The organism is Paludisphaera soli (assembly GCF_011064595.1).
GTDB classification, from domain to species: Bacteria; Planctomycetota; Planctomycetia; order Isosphaerales; family Isosphaeraceae; genus Paludisphaera; species Paludisphaera soli.
Genome location: NZ_JAALJI010000010.1, coordinates 18,395 through 35,011, shown reverse-complemented (window position 1 = coordinate 35,011; position 16,617 = coordinate 18,395). Strand labels below are relative to the sequence as shown.

Genomic DNA, 16,617 nt, shown 5'->3' with positions numbered 1-16,617 from the left:
GGGGAGGCCCGACGGGAACCTCCCCCCGCGCCGTCACTTCAGGTACTTGGCGAGCCAGTCGTGGACCTCACGCCACCAGACGATGCGGTTGGTGGGCTTGGCGATCCAGTGGCCCTCGTCGGGGAACCAGACGTAGCGGCTGGGGACGCCGACTCGCTGGAGGCTGGTGAACATGCCCAGCCCCTGGACGTCGGGGACGCGGAAGTCGAGCGCGCCGTGGATGACCAGGGTGGGCGTCTTGAAATTGCCGGCGAAGAGGCTGGGGGAGCGGTCCAGGTAGTGCTGGAGCTTCTCCCAGGGGGGCCCGCCGTACTCCCAGTCGGGGAACCACAGCTCCTCGGTCGAGCCGTACATGCTCACCAGATCGAAGACCCCCGCGTGGCTGATCAGGGCCTTGAAGCGGTCGGTGTGGCCGCAGATCCAGTTGACCATGAACCCGCCGTAGGAGCCGCCGGCCGCCGCGACCTTGTCTTTATCGAGGAATGCGTACTTGCCCAGGGCGTGGTCGAGGCCCTTCATGAGGTCCTCGTAGACCTTGCCCGTCCAGTCGAGGCTGATCTGGTCGGTGAACTTCTGGCCGAAGCCCGTCGACCCGCGCGGGTTGATCGCCACCAGCGCGTACCCCGGCGCGGCGAACAGCGGGTAGTTCCAGCGGCCGTGCCACTCGTCGTGCCACGCCCCCTGGGGCCCGCCGTGGATCAGGAAGAGCACCGGGTACTTCTTGTTCGGGTCGAACCCCGGCGGCTTCATCAGCCAGCCCTGGACGTCGTCCCCCTCGGCGCCCTTGAAGGTGAACGACTCCATCGGAGCCAGGTCGAGCTGGGAGAGCAGGGGGGCGTTGTGCGAGGTGAGTTGCCTGGGCTGGGCGTCACCCTTCTTGAAGTAGACTTCGCCGGGCTTGTCGGCCTCGTGATGGATGTAGGCGAAAGACGCGCCCTCGGGCCGCCCGACCGACGCGGAGGCGTTCACGCCCCCTTCGGCCAACCGATCGAGCTTCGCGGGCTTGGCCGAGATCGGCAGCACGACGATCGGGACGGTCCCGTTGTCGTCGATCGAGGCGATCAGCTCGGTCGCAGACTTCCATCCGAACCCCTGGATCGGCCGATCAAGGTAGGAACTGGCGTCGAGCGTCTCGCCGGATTCGAGATTGCGGACGCGGAGGACCCATAGGTCCGACTCGAAGCCAGGCCTGCCCTGCGCGATGAACGCCAGGTGCTTGCCGTCCGGCGAGAACGCCGGCGAGGCGTCGGCCGCGGGGTTCGACTCGGTGAGGTTCTTCGCCTCTCCGCCCTTGGCCGGGACGAGCCAGACGTCGGTGTTCGTCGACCAGGCGTGATCCTTCAGCGGCTCGGCCGTGAAGGCGAGGGTCTCGCCGTCGGGCGACCAGGCGTAGTCGTTCGAGCCGCCGAACGGGGCGGGGGGGGTGTTCGCCTCCAGCTTGGGCGTGAGGTCGACGGCCTCGCCGGTCTTGGCGTCGGCGACGAACAGGTGGCTCTTCTTCCCCTCGTCCCAGGCGTTCCAGTGTCGGACCATCAGGTGGTCATAGGTCCGGACCTTGCTCTTGGACTCCTCCTTCTCCTTGTCCTTCGCGGCCGTCTCCTCGGGCGACTTGCCCGGGTAGACCTGGGCCGCGAAGGCGATCCTGTCCCCCTTCGGCGACCAGATCGGGCCGTCGACGTCGATGGGGAGCTTCGTGAGCTGCCGGGCCTCGCCGCCGTCGATCGGCAGGAGCCAGACCTGCGACGAGCCGCCGCGCGACGACACGAACGCGATGGTCTTCCCGTCCGGGCTCCAGCGCGGATGGTTGTTCGCCCCGGGGGCGGAGGTCAGCTTCTTCGGCTCGCCGCCGTCCGTCGGCACGAGCCAGAGGCTGCTGTTGGTCTTGCCAACGTCCTTGTCCAGCTCCGAGACGACGTAGACTACCGACGCGCCGTCGGGCGAAATCTGGGGATCGCCGACCGACTTCACGGCCAGCAGGTCGTCGATGTTGATGGGCCGCTTGTCGGCCCCCGAGGTCGGTGTGGCGAGCGATAGGGCCACGAGCGCTCCCGTCATCCAGCGTGTCACGATGCGATTCCTCCCGTTGCTCGAACGTCGATCAGACCCGCCCGTGCGACATCTTCACCAGGACCGGCGTGAGGGCCAGCATCAGCAGGCCGGGGATCAGCGCCATGGCACCGAGGAAGACCCAGAGGTTGATGTGATACGGCTCGATCAGGTTCTCCATGATGCCGGCGAGGAAGTTCGCCGCGGCCGTGCAGAGGAACCAGAAGGCCATCATCAGCGAGGCGATCCGCGGGTGCGACAGCTTGTTCACCAGCGACAGCCCGATCGGCGAGATGAACAGCTCGGCGACCGTGAAGATCAGGTAGACCGACACCAGCCAGAGCGGCGAGATTAGCCCGAGCTTGGAGTTCTGCTCGGCGAAGTACATCACCGCGAAACCCAGGCTCAGCAGAACCAGCCCGAGCCCCTGCTTCGCCACCGAAGGCAGCGGGAACTTCCGTTCGGCGAGGTTCGTCCAGAGCATGGCGAACAGCGGCGCGAGCGCGATGATGAAGACCGGGTTGATCGACTGGAAGAGCGAGGCCGGGACGTCATAGCCGAAGATGTGGCGATCCGTCTTCTCGTCGGCGAACAGGTTGAGCGTGCCGCCGGACTGCTCGAAGCCCATCCAGAAGAGGATCGAGAAGAGGCTGATGATCACGATCACGCCGACTCGCTGCCAGTCCTCGAAGGTGAACGGCTCGCGAAGCTCGGCCTCCTCGGCCTTCGCCCTCGGCTCGGTCAGCCAGAGGAACAGGACGAGCCCGCCGACGATCAGGCCCCCCTTGTACAGGAAGCCGAGGGTCGACTTGAGCAGGTCCCCCTCGCCCGACGTGGCCAGCCACGCCGGCGACCAGAGCGGCTGGAGCGAAGGCCACGCGGCGATCAGGCCGTAGACGAGCGCCGCGAGGGCGGCCGAGATCAGCACGATCCCGGCCCAGTCGCGCGGCTGGAGCGTGGCGTCGGCGACGACTTCCCGTCCCGGCGGCAGGCCCGCCCCCTGGAGCATCCGCTGGGTGACGATGAACGTCAGCAGGCCCAGGATCATTCCGATCCCCGCGCTGGCGAACCCGTATCCCCAGCCCCAACGCTCGCCGAGCGTGCCGGCGACCAGGGGGGACAGGAAGGCGCCCAGGTTGATGCCCATGTAGAAGAGCGTGTAGGCACCGTCGCGGCGGGCGTCGCCCTGGGGGTAGAGCGAGCCCACCATGACCGAGATGTTCGGCTTGAAGAAGCCGTTGCCTACGATCATCAGGCCGAGGCCCAGGTGGAGCGTCTCGGGCCGCATCAGGGTGAACTGGCCGAGCGCCATCAGGATGCCGCCGATGAAGACCGCCTTGCGCTGGCCCAGGTAGAGGTCCGCCAACCGGCCGCCGATCAGCGGCGTCAGATAGACGAGCCCCGTGTAGATCGCGTAGACGCTCAGGGCGTCGGCGCGGTTGTAGCCGAGGGCTTTGGTCAGGTACAGGACCAGAAGCGCCCGCATGCCGTAGTAGCTGAACCGCTCCCACATCTCGGTGGTGAAGAGGGCGTACAGGCCGGGGGGGTGGGACTCGGCCTTCGGCGGGGGTACCGGGGCGAGCGGGGCGGGGTCCACGGTCAGCGACATGGGCGGTTCCTCGGCGCGGAGGTGATGCGGACGGCCGTGCGCGACGCGGCCTCTCCCTGGGCCCGACCAGATTAAACGAAGCCGCCCGCGAACCCAAGACGGTCGACCGGAACCGCGTCAGTCGCCCCTCGGAGCCGGGGCGGGCGCTCCGCCGTGGTCTTCCTTCAGCCAGCGGAGGATCCAGGGCATGCTGACGACCGGTCCGGGGTCGGCGAAGAGCAGGGGGGCGCGGATCAGCTCGGCGTGGTTCGCCGCCAGGACGACCGGCTCGGGGACGCCCGGCAGGCGGGTCGAGGCCACCGTGACGGCGCCGTCGCCCGTGCCGTCGGTCAGCTCGTCGAGGATCGGCGCGACCTCGCCCACGGCGGCCTGCGTCAGCACGGCGAACGGGCCCGCGTTGCGGCTCAGGAGCGTAACCTGGTCCTCGAACCGCTTGCGAGCTTCGGCCGTCAAGACGCCCAGGTTGCCTGCGATGATGTGGTACGGGACCGCTTCGTTGGAGGGCTCGGCGTTGATTCGTTTCAGGAACGCGCTGCCGGGGAGCATGTCGTCGGCCGAGAGGCCGGGGCCCTCCGAAAGCTCGGCTAGCGCCTGCGTCGTCCGCTTGCCCTTGACCGCCGACATCCGCGAGATCATCTGGAGCACCGGCTGGAGCCGGGCGATGTGGGCCCCCTGGTTCACCGGCGCGATCATGATGAACGAGTCCACGTCCCCCGCCCCCCGACCCGGCCCTTCAATATAGGCCCGGGCCACCAGGGCCCCCATCGAGTGGGTCAGGACGGACCAGGCCCGACGCTCGCCGGCCGCCTCGCGAAACGCCTTCCAGTCGGCCCGGAACTCCTCGCACGAATCGTCGAGCTTCTGATTGTCCGGGTAGTCGAAGGTCACGATCCCGTATCCGGCCTCCTCCAGCAGCGGGATCATGTGCACGAACCCGCCCGACGACGAGTTGAGCCCGTGGACCAGGCAGACCGTCGGCCGCGAGGGGTCGTTGGGGCGATACGAGGCGCGGGCCCGCATGGCGTGGCGGGCGCGACGGCCGGCGGCCTCCTCGGTACGGATGGCGAGCGACTCCAGCCGCTCCCTCCAGGCCGCGCGCGAGCCGTCGCGACCGAGCGATTCGGGCAGGAGCAGGACGACGGCGTCGCGGGTGAAGTCGATCTCCACGGAGTCGCCCAGGCATTCCCGCAGCAGGTTCCGGCCCAGGGCCCCGGCCAGGCCCCGCACGGGGAGGGTCAGGTCGGCGGCGGGGGGCCTCACGTCCTGGCCGGTCGCCTCCGCCAGCGCGTGCACGACGCGCGAGACGGCCACGCCCCCCTGGGAGTCGACGGCCACCTCGACGCGGCGGTCGGACTTCCCGGACGCGCCGAGCAGCGTCAGGAGCATCCAGGCCCAGGGGAGGAGCGTCCTCGGATCGGCGGGGCGTCGAGGCTGTCTCATGATCGGGTCGCGTCCTTCGGGCCCTCGGGGATAATCGCCAAGCATGACGAAGGCGACGGCGGGCTTCAAGTCGATCAGGCCGTTGCATCCATCCTTCCAGGGCCTTAGCATACGAGCCTGGCGGCGACGTCGGCCCCCTCTCTGCCTTCCTTCCCGCGATCCTTCCACTCCACGGGAGCCCAGGCTTTGATGCTCAGGAACACCTTCGCCCCGGCGCTCGCCGGGCTCTTGCTGGCCCTTGCGCCAGGCCTCGCCGATGCGGCGACCTATCCCCAACTCGTCGCACGGAAGTACGCCAAGGGCGAGGCCTTGCCCGAGGGGGTCGCGCGCCCCGTCCCGTCCTTCGACGAGGTCGACCGATCGAAGCTCCCCGAGGGGGTGACCGTCCTGGCCTCCGCGAAGGCCGCGAACGGCCGCGTCTGGGTCCTGACCGACGACGGGCCGTTCCGCTCGACGGCGGAGGGCTACGAGCGCCTCGACGTGGGCCCGCACCATCCCGAGCCCGGCCAGGGCGAGGTCCACTGGAACACCAAGCTCAAGACGCTGGTCGCCGACCCGCTGGGCCAGATCTGGATCGGCACCGACCGGGGAATCTTCCTGTCCGACGGCGAGCAGTGGTGGCAGAAGCTCGGCCGGCACGACGGCGTGCCTTACGAGGACGTGGACTGCCTCCACCTCGCCGCCAACGGCGACGTCTGGGCCGGCACCCCCGAGGGGGCCTGGCGGCTCCGCGACGGCGTCTTCCGCTACTTCTGGGGCCGACGCTGGCTCCCCGACAACGCCGTCGAGGCCGTCTGGACCGACGACGAGGGACGGGCCTGGCTGGAGACCAAGACCGGCGTCGCGTGCATCGAGGACGTCCCCACGACCCTCGCCGACAAGGCCGCGCACTACGAGCGCATCCTTCGGGCCCGCCACGACCGCCGGGGTTACATCGCCGGGATCGACCTCAAGACGCCGGGCGACGTGGACGGCGAGGTGATCTTCGACGTCAGCGACAACGACGGCCTCTGGACCGCGATGTACGTCGCCGCCCAGGCCCTCCGCTACGGTGCGACCAAGGACCCCGCCGCCCGCGAGGCGGGCCGGAAGTCGATGAACGCGCTCCTGGACCTGGAGCGGCTCTCCGGCATCCCCGGGTTCCCCGCCCGCGCGGTGGTGACCGACGAGGAGATCGCCGCCGGCGTGCAGGGCTACAGCACCGAGGCCAAGGTCCACGCGATCGGCGAGACGGCCAAGGTCTGGTATCGCTCGCCCACCACCCCCGGCCTCTGGTGCAAGGGGGACACCAGCAGCGACGAGCTGGACGGCCACTACTTCGCCTGGTACCTGTACCACGACCTGGTCGCCGACGACGCCGAGAAGGCCGAGATCGCCGGGGTCGTCCGCCGCGTGACCGACTGGATCCTCAAGAACGACTACACGCTGGTCGACCACACCGGCCGCAAGACGCGATGGGGCGTCTGGACGCCCGCCCTCATCAACAAACATCCGCTCTACTACGACCTGCGGGCGCTCAACTCGATCGAGATCCTGATGTTCCTGAAGGTCGCCGAGCACATCACCGGCGACGCCAAGTACGCCGAGGCGGCCGACAAGCTGATCAAGGACCACCATTACCTGCTCAACAGCCTGCTCATGCGTCGCTACGACGGGGGCCGCTGGGCCGACATCAACCACTCGGACGACGAATTGCTCTACCTGTCGTACTACCCGCTCTTGATGCTGGAGAAGGACCCGGCCAAGCGTCGGATCCTGACGCAGAGCATCGCCCGGACGTGGGAGCCGATCGAGGGCGAGCAGTCGATCCGGGCCGAGCGGAGCCCGCTCTACAACTTCGTCTACGGCGCGACCACCGGCCGCCGCTGCGACGTGGAGGACGCGCGCGAGACGCTCCAGGACTGGCCCTGGGACCTGATCGCGTGGACGACGAAGAACGCCCATCGCCACGACGTCCGGCTCAAGCACGAGCCCGGCCTGCGGCGGATCAACGTCGAGCTGGACCGCGTGCTCTCGCCGGCCGAGCGCACCCAGGCTCGCTGGAACGCCAACCCCTGGCGGGCCGACTGGGGGAGCGACGGCCGTCGCGAGGACGACGGCGTCGCCTGGACCCTGGGCTACTGGCTGGGGGTCCACCACGGTTATCTGTCGCCGGACGAATGACGACCGCCGGCGCGGGGACCTCGGCTCACCGGGAGAAGGCGAGCCCGGGGTCCTCGGGGCCGCCGCCGGCGATCCGGAACGTCATGTGGTCGGCGTCGGTCCAGTCCACCCGGCCGACCAGCGCCGGGCCCTGATCCTGGGCCAGCGTCAGGAGGCCGCCGCCGTAGGTCGACGAGCCGCCGAACGTCCTGGACCGGCCCGCCTGGGTTGCGGTCCAGGTGAACTTGCCGTCCGGCTGGACCGTCAGGTTGATGGAGTCTCCGGCGCGAGGCTGGGCCGTCCAACTCCCCGCCAGCTCGGCACCCGCCGGGGGTTGCGAGGGCGTCGCGACGGGGGCGGGGGAATTCACGGCCGGCGCGGCGGGGGGGGCCAGCTTCGCCAGCAGCTTCGCCGAGAGCGCGTCGTCCGGCTTCAACGCCACCAGCCGCTTCAGCACCGTGACGGCCGCCTCGTTGTGGCCCTGCGTCAGGTAGTGGTACGCCAGCACGAACCGATCGGAGGCCGACTGCGGGTCGGCCTGTTCGGCGGCCTCCAGCGCCCGGAGCTGGGCGGTGTAGGTCGCGGCGTCCGGGTACAGGCCGATCATCGTGGCCCAGTCCCATCCGGGCCCGACGGAGAGCACGGCGTAGAGCACGCCGGCCGCCTCGTCGTAGCGGCCGAGGGCGAACAGGCAGAGCGCCCGGAACTCGTGCAGGGCGGTGTCGTTGGGCGTCTGCTTCAGGGCGGCGTCGGCCTGCTGCAGGGCCTGGTCGTAGTTCCCCGCCAGGAACGACGCCCGCGCGGCGTCGAAGCTCGAAACGCCCTGGCTCGCGACGTCGTCCGCGACCGGCGGGAGGGCCGTGTCGATCGGCTGGGCGTAGTCGTAGGCGACGGCCCCGGGATCGACGAGGTTCGCGGCGTAGTACGGATTGACGTAGGCACTGTAGCCCATGTCGTAGAGGGACGAGCCGAAGCCCCAATTCGCGAGGCCCCAGCCCAGTCCGACGCCCGTGGCGAACCCCCAGGCACCCCCCCATCCCCAGGCGGCGTCGTTGTGGCCGCACCAGTAGCCGTGGACCCAGCCGTTGTGATAGGCCCCGTACGCGTTGTAGCCGTACGGTCGAAAGGCCGATGCGCCGTAGCCGCGATAACCCGCCGCGCCGTAGCCGCGATACCCGCCGGCGCCGGCCGCGGCGAAGCTGCGCGAGCCCTCGACGGCGGTGCCGCGCGGGCCGGAAGCCGCCGCGAAGTTCGATCGACCCGCCACGGCGTTCCCGCCCGGCCCGACGGCCGCGCCGGCTCGGCCGGCGTCGGTGAAGGTCCGGCCCCCCGGCGTCGTCACCCGGACGGCGCCCTCGCCCCGCGCCGCCTCGCCGCCGAACGGGCCCGAGGCGGCCCTCCCAGCGCCGGCGTAGTCGACGCTGCCGCCCCGAGATCCCGTGTACGAACCGGCCGCAAAGCCGCCCTCGGAGCGAACGCCTGAGTAGGGGTTGTAGCCCCGGAACTCGCCCCCGGCGCGGTCGAACGTCCCCGACGAGCTGAACGACGGAGTCCTCCCGAACGAGGATCCACCATAGCCCCCGCGGTAGCCCTCGAAGCCGCCATAGCCTCCCCGATATCCGCCCCCACCGCCGTACCCGCCGCGGAAGCCTCCGCCCCCGTACCCGCCGCCCCCGCGGAAGCCTCCGCCCCCGCCGCCCCGGAATCCGCCGCCCCCGCCGAAGCCTCGGCCATAGGCGACCGCGCTCCCGACGGTCGCCAGCAGGATCACGAAAGCGATGCTCGTTCTCTTGCGGTTCATCGCGACCTCACTTCCGGGTTTTGGGGGTGTTCGGGGCCGGCGGGATGCGGGTGAGCAGCGACGTCTCCTCGCCCGGGATCGCCGCGCCGGCGATCACCCGATCGAGGAGGCTCCAACGCACCTGATCGGAGCGAATCCGCTCCAGGACGCGGGTCGACGAGGCGTTCACCCCCTCGGGCCGCGTCCCGGTCTGCTTGACGACCCAGCGGTCGCCGTCGCGGCTCCATCGACCCTCGCCGAAGCCCCCCTCGGAGTCGAATTCCCAGGATCGGAACTCCCCGGCGACGGGATCCCAGCCCACGCGCTGGGTCACGTTCAGCACGGGCTTGCCGAGGCGTCTGGCGGTGAATTCGCGGATCAGGAAGTTGCCGTCGGGCGACCACCGGCAGTCGACCCGGGTCTCGGACTCCGTCCCCGAGTCAACCCACTCGCCGAGCATCCACTCCAGCTCCTTCAGCCGGTCGTGCGGCCGGACCCGCTCGTCGGCCTCCTCCCGCACGCTGGCGAGCAGCCACCCGCCCTCTCGCTTCACCAGGAGGGCGGTGTAGTAGCGCGTGTCCACGGCGCCCGACGCGAGGGTCGTCACGGAGCGGCCCTCCTCCTTGGCGACGTCCGGGGTCAGGAGCCGGATCGACTCGATCTCCAGGGAAAGCCTGGCCCCCTTCTGGGCGGCCATCGACTCCGCGAAGCTTCGCTCGATCAGGTCGCGCCCCCGATAGCGGGCGCCGTCGGCCTCGAAGACCTCGGCGTCCTCGGTGAACAGGGAGGCCAGCCCCTTGGCGTCCCCGCCGTCGAACAGGCGGACGTAGGAGTCGTCGAACGCCCGGATCTCCGCCTCCCCGATCGGCGGCCCGGACGCGGGCTGGGCCGCGGCTTCCGGGCCGGCCGTCAGGACCCCGATCAGGGGCGTCGTCGCCAGAACGAGCCCACGCACTGCGCTCAACCACGCCACGGTACATCCTCCGGAATGGGGCCAGCCGTCCTCCGCCGGAGCCGGCCGGGCCTCATCGGCCCGGCGCGGCCTCCTGATAACCTAGGATGCGATTCAGTCCTTTTCACCGCTTCGGGGCGGCGAACTCCGCTCGGATCGTCGCCGGCGCGGCGAGGGTGGCGTCGATCCAGAGCGTACGACCGTCCCAGGCGAACGCCTCCGAGGCCAGCGGGACGCCGTCGAGCGAGACGGTCGGGACGCCCTCCGGCGCGGCGGCCAGCTCGAAGACCGGATTCACCCAGGGGGTCTCGGGCCGGACGGCGATCTCAATCGTCGGGCCGTCGGCCGTGAGCGCGATGCTGCGACGCTCGGCCGACCAGCCCTGGAACGCGACCTGGGCCCCCTTGGCAGTCAGCGAGGGCGGTCGGGCGTAGCTGCGAGCCCACTGGACGAGCCGCGCGTCGTCCGCGTCGGTCATGCCGACCAGCCAGGCCCAACGTCGATGCACCATCGGCCGGGCCTTGCCGGCCGCGTCGATCGCCATGCCCCGACCCTCAGCGATCGGCTCGGGACGAGCCGCGGCCCAGCTCATCACGCTGTTGTGGCAGGGGCTGATCGCGATCCGGTCGTCGATCTTCGACCCCGTGGCGTTTCCTCGCGCCAGCGGCCAGTGACTTCCCCAGTAGCAGGGGGTGACCGTCTGCCCCTGGTCCTCGAACGGCCCGAAGACGACCGGCGGGAAGGCCCGATCGCCGGGGTTGAAGCAGATCGCCGCCTGCTCCTCGTTGCGGTTCAATCGCAGCCGATAGATCGCCGGTGGCTCGCCCCCAGTGGGCTGATCGGCCTCGCCGCGGATCGGGAAACGGTAGGAGCGCCTGTCACCATCCAGCGCGATCGCGTCGACCAGGTTCTCCGGCAGCACGTCGAAGGGGTAGGCGCCCTGGGGCGTCAGCAGGATCAACTCGCAGAGTTCGTACTCGGTCGCCGCATCCGTCTTGAGGTCGACCACGCGGGTGCCGAAGCCGTCGGGGTAAAAGGTGTATTCCTCGACGGCCTGATCCCCCCAGACCTTGTAGTTCAGGTCGGTCGACTGATACGTCCAGCGCACGCGGACCCGGGCCGGGGTCGATTCCAGGATCTCCACCCGACCGTAGCGCAGCTCCTTGTCCATGAGCGGTTCCACGCAGTCGACCGCCTCCGGCTGGCGGGTCATCACCTCGGCCCACTCATAGCAGGCCCCGGAGTTGAAGCGCCCGGCCCAGAAGGGGATGTAGCTCGACCCCCGCCAGAAGACGAACCGGGCGCCGTTCGGGAAGGCGACGACGACGTCCTTGAGGGCGGGGTCCCAGCCCTTCGCATAGTCGAGCGAGGTGAAAGCCCCGGTCACAGGGTCGCGCACCGAGATCGGGGCGTCGTACCGCAGCTTCGTCTCGTAGGCCCCGAACTTCGGCCGGGCGGGCACTTCGCGGACGAGCATGACGGGGATCTCGCGACTCCAGAGTTGGGTGCCGTCACTGGTCCGCAGGGCGACGTGCAGGGTTTCGCGGTCGGACGAGGTCGTGGGATTGGGAAGGTTCACGCGCCCCGTAACCCGACGCCCGCCGATCAGGGCGAGGGGTGAAGTGGACCGATCGGTGCCGGAGGTGAACCAGGCTTCGATGCGGGCCTCGGGCTCGTCACGACCCCGAAGGATTGCGGCGACCTCGACGACGGCCGGTTGGCCGGGGCCGAGCAGGAGCCAGTCGGCCGGCGGGAGGATGGTCCCCAGGTCTACGGGATTGACGACCGTCTCGGGGCGCGCGACGACCTCGGCCTCGATCTCGGGGCGTGCGACGGCCATGCGGGCGACCTCGACGGTCCGGTCGGCTAGGAGGATTGCGGCAGTCGTCCCGGCGTTTAGCTCCAGGCGGGCTCGGAACGGTGCCTGAGTCGGGAGGACGACGACGCGGCGGCCGGTCTCGCGACCGTCGTGGACCTCGGCCAGTTCGAGCCGACCGGGAGGCTGGGGCTGGTCTGTCTCGACGACGACCGTGATGGGCCGGCCGACGCGATCGAGGTGGAACGGCGGCCGCCACGGATGCGGCGTTTCGACCTGAAGCGTCGCCTGGATCGCGGGAGGCTCGGCCGCCGCGAGGGGGACCGCGAGGGCCAGCCAGATGAGGGTCGCCGTGGGGAGTTTCATGGTGGGGTCGCCTCGCAGTTGCGCGTCGTAGAGGATCGCGGAGGGAGCGCCGGATCGTATCCCGACCCGCGCCCCGGAGCAATCGGCCGGTCGGGTTGTTCGGGTCCTCTCATCGCGGCCCCTCAAGCCGGTCGATCGGGAGAGGGGACGGCGTCGTCAGGGTCGACCTTTCGATCTCCGGGCCTGCGTCCGATAATGGACCTTATGTTTGTTTCGGGAGGCCGGCTCGTTTTCGCGAGCGTCTCGGCCTCTCCAGGACGAGGAATCGCCCCGATCGCTGCACGGAGAGTTTCGTGATCCACCAGCAGACTTTGACGCTCCAGACCAAAGGCCGAGGGACCATCGAGATCACCGCCGAGGTCGAGCGGATCGTGGCCGCGTCGGGCGTCCGGACGGGGCTCTGCAACGTCTTCATCCGCCATACGAGCGCCTCGCTGATCGTCTGCGAGAACGCCGACCCGAGCGTCCGCCAGGATCTGGAACGGTTCGCGGCCCGGCTGGCCCCGGACGGCGATCCGCTCTTTCGGCACACGATGGAAGGCCCCGACGACATGCCGGCGCACGTCCGGTCGATCCTGACCCAGACAGCGATCACGATCCCGATCGCCGACGGCTCGCCGGCATTCGGGACCTGGCAGGGCGTCTTCGTCTGGGAGCACCGGACGCATCCCCATCGACGGTCCGTCGTGGTGACGGTGATGGGCGAAGCCTGACCCCCCCCCTTCTCCGGGGGTGCATGCAATCAGGTGGGGCGGTCTTCGAAACGGACCCGCCCCTCCGACGATCCCCAGATCGTCGGAGGGGCGGGTTTCGACCGGCTCGCCGAGGCGGGCCGGGAATTCACGGCGGAGCGTGATCGGGGGCTACTTGGCGTTGGCCTTCCAGGTCGTCCAGTCGGCGAGCGGGTTATTGGAGGACGGGTCGATCGTCGGGCCCTTCCAGTCGGCCGGGGCGAAGAAGGCGACCTTGTCGTTCGTCGAGGTCGAGGTCGTGACGGGGACGACGACCGGGGTCGGCTTCGGCGTGGAGGCCGAGGTCGTGATCGAGACCGGGGCCGGCGCCGTCGCCGGGGTCGACGCCTTCACCACCGGGGCGGCGGCGAGGGGTGCCGGCTTGGAGTCGCTCGGGGCCTGAGGGGTCGCGGAGCGGAGCGAGCGGCCGTCCCACTTCTCGCTGGTGAGGAAGTTCTGGGCGACGTTCACGTCGGAGACCGACACGTCGACCTGCTTGATGACCACGTCGTTCTCGCTGGCGGTCACCTTGTAGCGACCCTTGGCGAGCGGGATCTGGTAGCCGCCGGACTCCCAGGTCTTGGTGGAGTCGGTCTTTCCGGTGTCGATGTTGGTGGCGTCGATCTCGACCCCCCCCTTCCCTTCCCCGGGGGTGTAGAAGTCGTTGCCGTCGTCGTCGCTGTAGACGACGCCGACGAGCTGGGCGGGGGCGTCGGTGCGGCTGGCGAAGTTCTGGGTCACCACGACCGGGCCGATCTTGCCGCCGGAGGTCCGCATGCCGCCGGTCTTGACCACTCCCACGCCGACCTCGGTGAAGGCGTCGGCGGGTGCCACGCCCGGCTGGAGCAGGTTGCGACGGTGGCCGGCGTCGGCGACGCCCCAGTCGTAGAGGAAGGCCTGCATCGAGTTCTCGACGCTGCTGGCGTAGGCGAAGGCGTTCTCGGCCGAGGACTCCGCCCGCATGTAGCCGGCCGCCTTGATCCGGTCGTCGGCCGAGGAGCCGTCCGATCCGGTGTGCGACTGGTACTGGTTGTCGACCATGTCCTGGCTGTGATTCTGGGCGGCCTCGGCCAGGTCGCCGTTCCAGGCGACCGGGGGCAGCGAGCGGTTGGACGCGATCGTGGACTTGACGGCGTCGACGTCGACGCTGAAGTGCTTGAGCGTGTTCTTGACCTCGACGCTGTTGTTCTTCGTCAGCCACTCGGACGCGGCCTGTGGGGTCGTGCGGGCCATGTTGATCAGCTGCAGGGCGAGCTGCTGGTCGTTGCTGGGGGCGGCCGACGAGAGGAGCTGGCGATCCTCGAGGTTCTCGAAACGCAGCGATCGTCGTGACGTCGGTCGAGCCATACTGACCTCCCTGTCTATCGGCAAGCGTCCGGTCCCGATGGCCCGGCCGGTGTCGGCGATCTTCCGTGTCCGCCCTATACATCGTGCCGGATGACTATGACGACTTTAATGAAACTGCCTGATACGATGGTCGTCATCTTCATCTCAGCGAGCTACCCATTGAGCAACGGGCGTGCCACGACCGGGAAAAAGGTTGCGCAGTTCCCTTGCTTCTGCCGTAAACCATTTGGTCAGCTAATGTTGAGTTGAGCCGATCCGACCGCCGCCGCAGCAAGGGACACGACACGGACCGCCGGCGATTCCCCGATCTCGCGTTGCCGTGTCAAGAGGAAATTACAAACCGGCCCTTTTTACAAGCCCTGGCGGACGCTGGGGTTCGTCGAAAGTTTCGCTAAAGATTCGAGTTACATCATCCGCAAGGTCGCCTGCGGTGAGTCGCGCGGTCCCGCCGTTTGCTTGTCGGTCCCGGCCTTTGCGATTAGCCTTGGAGGAGTTCGCACGATCCGCCGGCCGGAGCCGGCCCTCGCCCCCCGCTGGAGCCCCCTCGCGATGATCACCGTGGAAGCCGCGCTGACGAAGATCCAAGAGGCCGAACGGGGAGGCGCGCTGTCGGCGACGGCCGCCGCAGGGATCAAGCGATGGCTCGACGAGGCCCCGTTCGTCGCCTACCGCGAGAAGCTGCTGAGCGACATCGAAGCCGGGAGCTGGAAGCCGCTGGATGACGCCTTCTTCGCCGTCCTGGAGTTCGGCACCGGAGGCCGCCGCGGCGTCATGTACCCGGTCGGCACCAACGTCCTGAACGCCCGGACGATGGCCGAGAGCGCGCGCGGCCTGGCGGACTACATCCGCCGGAAGAAGGGCCCCGACGCGGCCTGCTCGTGCGTGATCGCCCGCGACACCCGCCACAACTCGCCCGAGTTCGCCGAGTTGTGCGCCCGGGTCATGGCGGCGGCGGGGGTGAAGGTCCACCTGTTCCCCGAGGCCCGGTCCACCCCCCTGCTCTCCTTCGCGGTCCGCCACCTGGGATGCGACGCCGGGATCATGATCACGGCCTCGCACAATCCCCCGGCCGACAATGGATTCAAGTGCTACGCCGCGACCGGCGGCCAGGTCATCCCGCCGGACGACTCCGGCATCATCGCCTGCGTCGCCGAGGCCTCCGAGCGCGACATCCCCGAGAAGCCCCTCGAAACGGCCCTGGCCGACGGCTCGATCGTCCACGCCGGTCCCGAGGTCGACGTCGCCTACATCCAGTCCGTCGTGGCCGAGTCCGTCAGCCACGCCCGGGGCCTCTCGATCGTCTACACCCCGCTCCACGGCGTCGGCGAGACCTCGGTCGCCGCCGCCCTGAAGGCCGACGGCTTCCTGGACGTCAACATCCTTGCCTCCCAACGCACCCAGGACGGCGACTTCCCGAACGTGCCGAACCACGTCGCCAACCCCGAGAATCCCTCGGCCCTCCAGGCGGCCATCGCCGAGGCCCGCGCTTGCAAGGCCGACCTGGTCCTCGCCAGCGACCCGGACGCCGACCGGATCGGCGTCGGCCTGCCGCTCACGGCCGACCGTTCGGGCGAGTGGACGACCCTCGACGGCAACCAGATCGGCGTCCTGCTCGCCGCCTTCGTCATGAAGCAGTACGCCGATCTCAAGAGGCTCCGCTCCGACCACTACCTCGTCACCACCCTGGTCTCCACCCAGATGACCAAGGCCCTGGCCCGTCGCGAAGGCCTGCGGACCGAGGACGACCTCCTCGTCGGCTTCAAGTGGATCGGCGAGCGCATCGACGCCGCCGGTCACGCCGGCTTCCTCTTCGGCTTCGAGGAGTCGCACGGCTACCTCAAGGGGACATACGCCCGCGACAAGGATGCGTCCGTCGCCTCGATGCTCTTCGCCGAGCTGGTCGCGACCTGCAAGGACCGCAAGCAGTCCGTCCTCGAATACCTGGACGACCTCTACATCGACGTCGGCCACTATGGCGAGCGGCTCATCAACAAGACCTACACCGGCCGCGAGGGGCTCGACAAGATCCGCTCGATCATGAAGGCGTTCCGCGAAAGCCCGCCGAAATACGTCGCCGGCCTCCCCGTGACCGAGGTCTACGACTACAGGTCCCACGAGGTCCGCGACCTCAGCGGGTCGGGCAAGGTCCTCCCCCTGCCCCAGCCCTCCGGAGACCTCCTGATCTTCCACACCGAGCGCGAGGGGGTCCGGTTCGCCGCCCGCCCCTCGGGCACCGAGCCCAAGATCAAGTTCTACCTGTTCGCACGGACCGCCGTGGACGGCCCCGATTCCCTTCCCGCCTCCAAGGCCCAGACCAAGGCGGTGCTTGACCAAATGACCAGTGACATCGAAAAATACCTGGAGGAAGTCGCCTAGGATCAGACCCAC

Annotated in this window: 10 protein-coding genes; 3 read left to right on the top strand and 7 right to left on the bottom strand. The window is 69.5% G+C overall.

Features of this window, described 5'->3' with window-relative positions:
• Positions 1 to 33: 33 nt before the first annotated feature.
• From G6O68_RS14555 to G6O68_RS14545, 3 genes are all read right to left on the bottom strand, one after another.
• Positions 34 to 2,067 (bottom strand): S9 family peptidase, encoded by a 2,034-nt coding sequence (locus tag G6O68_RS14555; RefSeq protein WP_240911190.1) that lies wholly within the window; start codon positions 2,065 to 2,067, stop codon positions 34 to 36.
• A gap of 31 nt (positions 2,068 to 2,098) precedes the next feature.
• Positions 2,099 to 3,655 (bottom strand): peptide MFS transporter, encoded by a 1,557-nt coding sequence (locus G6O68_RS14550; RefSeq protein ID WP_165248993.1) that lies wholly within the window; start codon positions 3,653 to 3,655, stop codon positions 2,099 to 2,101.
• 117 nt (positions 3,656 to 3,772) lie between these two features.
• Complete coding sequence (locus G6O68_RS14545; protein WP_165248991.1) at positions 3,773 to 5,095, bottom strand: esterase/lipase family protein; 1,323 nt, start codon at positions 5,093 to 5,095, stop codon at positions 3,773 to 3,775.
• A 189-nt stretch (positions 5,096 to 5,284) separates the two neighbouring features.
• Here G6O68_RS14545 and G6O68_RS14540 point away from each other — a divergent pair, with 189 nt between their 5' ends.
• Complete coding sequence (locus tag G6O68_RS14540) at positions 5,285 to 7,258, top strand: hypothetical protein (protein ID WP_165248989.1); 1,974 nt, start codon at positions 5,285 to 5,287, stop codon at positions 7,256 to 7,258.
• A 25-nt stretch (positions 7,259 to 7,283) separates the two neighbouring features.
• On the opposite strand, the gene G6O68_RS14535 is transcribed toward G6O68_RS14540, so the two are convergent.
• The 3 genes from G6O68_RS14535 to G6O68_RS14525 all read right to left on the bottom strand — a co-directional run bounded on the left by G6O68_RS14535 (position 7,284) and on the right by G6O68_RS14525 (position 12,151).
• Positions 7,284 to 9,038 carry a tetratricopeptide repeat protein gene (locus G6O68_RS14535; protein ID WP_165248971.1) on the bottom strand — a complete coding sequence of 585 codons (1,755 nt, stop codon included), beginning with the start codon at positions 9,036 to 9,038 and terminating at the stop codon, positions 7,284 to 7,286.
• A 7-nt stretch (positions 9,039 to 9,045) separates the two neighbouring features.
• A complete protein-coding gene (locus G6O68_RS14530) occupies positions 9,046 to 9,990 on the bottom strand; it encodes a YybH family protein (RefSeq protein WP_165248969.1) in 945 nt (314 codons plus the stop codon).
• A gap of 103 nt (positions 9,991 to 10,093) precedes the next feature.
• A complete protein-coding gene (locus tag G6O68_RS14525) occupies positions 10,094 to 12,151 on the bottom strand; it encodes a hypothetical protein (RefSeq protein WP_165248967.1) in 2,058 nt (685 codons plus the stop codon).
• Positions 12,152 to 12,444: 293 nt separating this feature from the next.
• On the opposite strand from G6O68_RS14525, the gene G6O68_RS14520 reads away from it, so the two are divergent.
• Complete coding sequence (locus G6O68_RS14520; protein ID WP_165248965.1) at positions 12,445 to 12,864, top strand: secondary thiamine-phosphate synthase enzyme YjbQ; 420 nt, start codon at positions 12,445 to 12,447, stop codon at positions 12,862 to 12,864.
• A 150-nt stretch (positions 12,865 to 13,014) separates the two neighbouring features.
• Here the strand turns inward: G6O68_RS14520 and G6O68_RS14515 are convergent, their stop codons facing one another.
• Positions 13,015 to 14,229: a CAP domain-containing protein gene (locus G6O68_RS14515; protein ID WP_165248963.1), complete on the bottom strand. Its 1,215-nt coding sequence runs from the start codon at positions 14,227 to 14,229 to the stop codon at positions 13,015 to 13,017.
• A gap of 549 nt (positions 14,230 to 14,778) precedes the next feature.
• Here G6O68_RS14515 and G6O68_RS14510 point away from each other — a divergent pair.
• On the top strand, positions 14,779 to 16,605 hold the full coding sequence (locus G6O68_RS14510; RefSeq protein ID WP_165248961.1) for a phospho-sugar mutase: 1,827 nt from the start codon (positions 14,779 to 14,781) through the stop codon (positions 16,603 to 16,605).
• Positions 16,606 to 16,617: the final 12 nt, after the last annotated feature.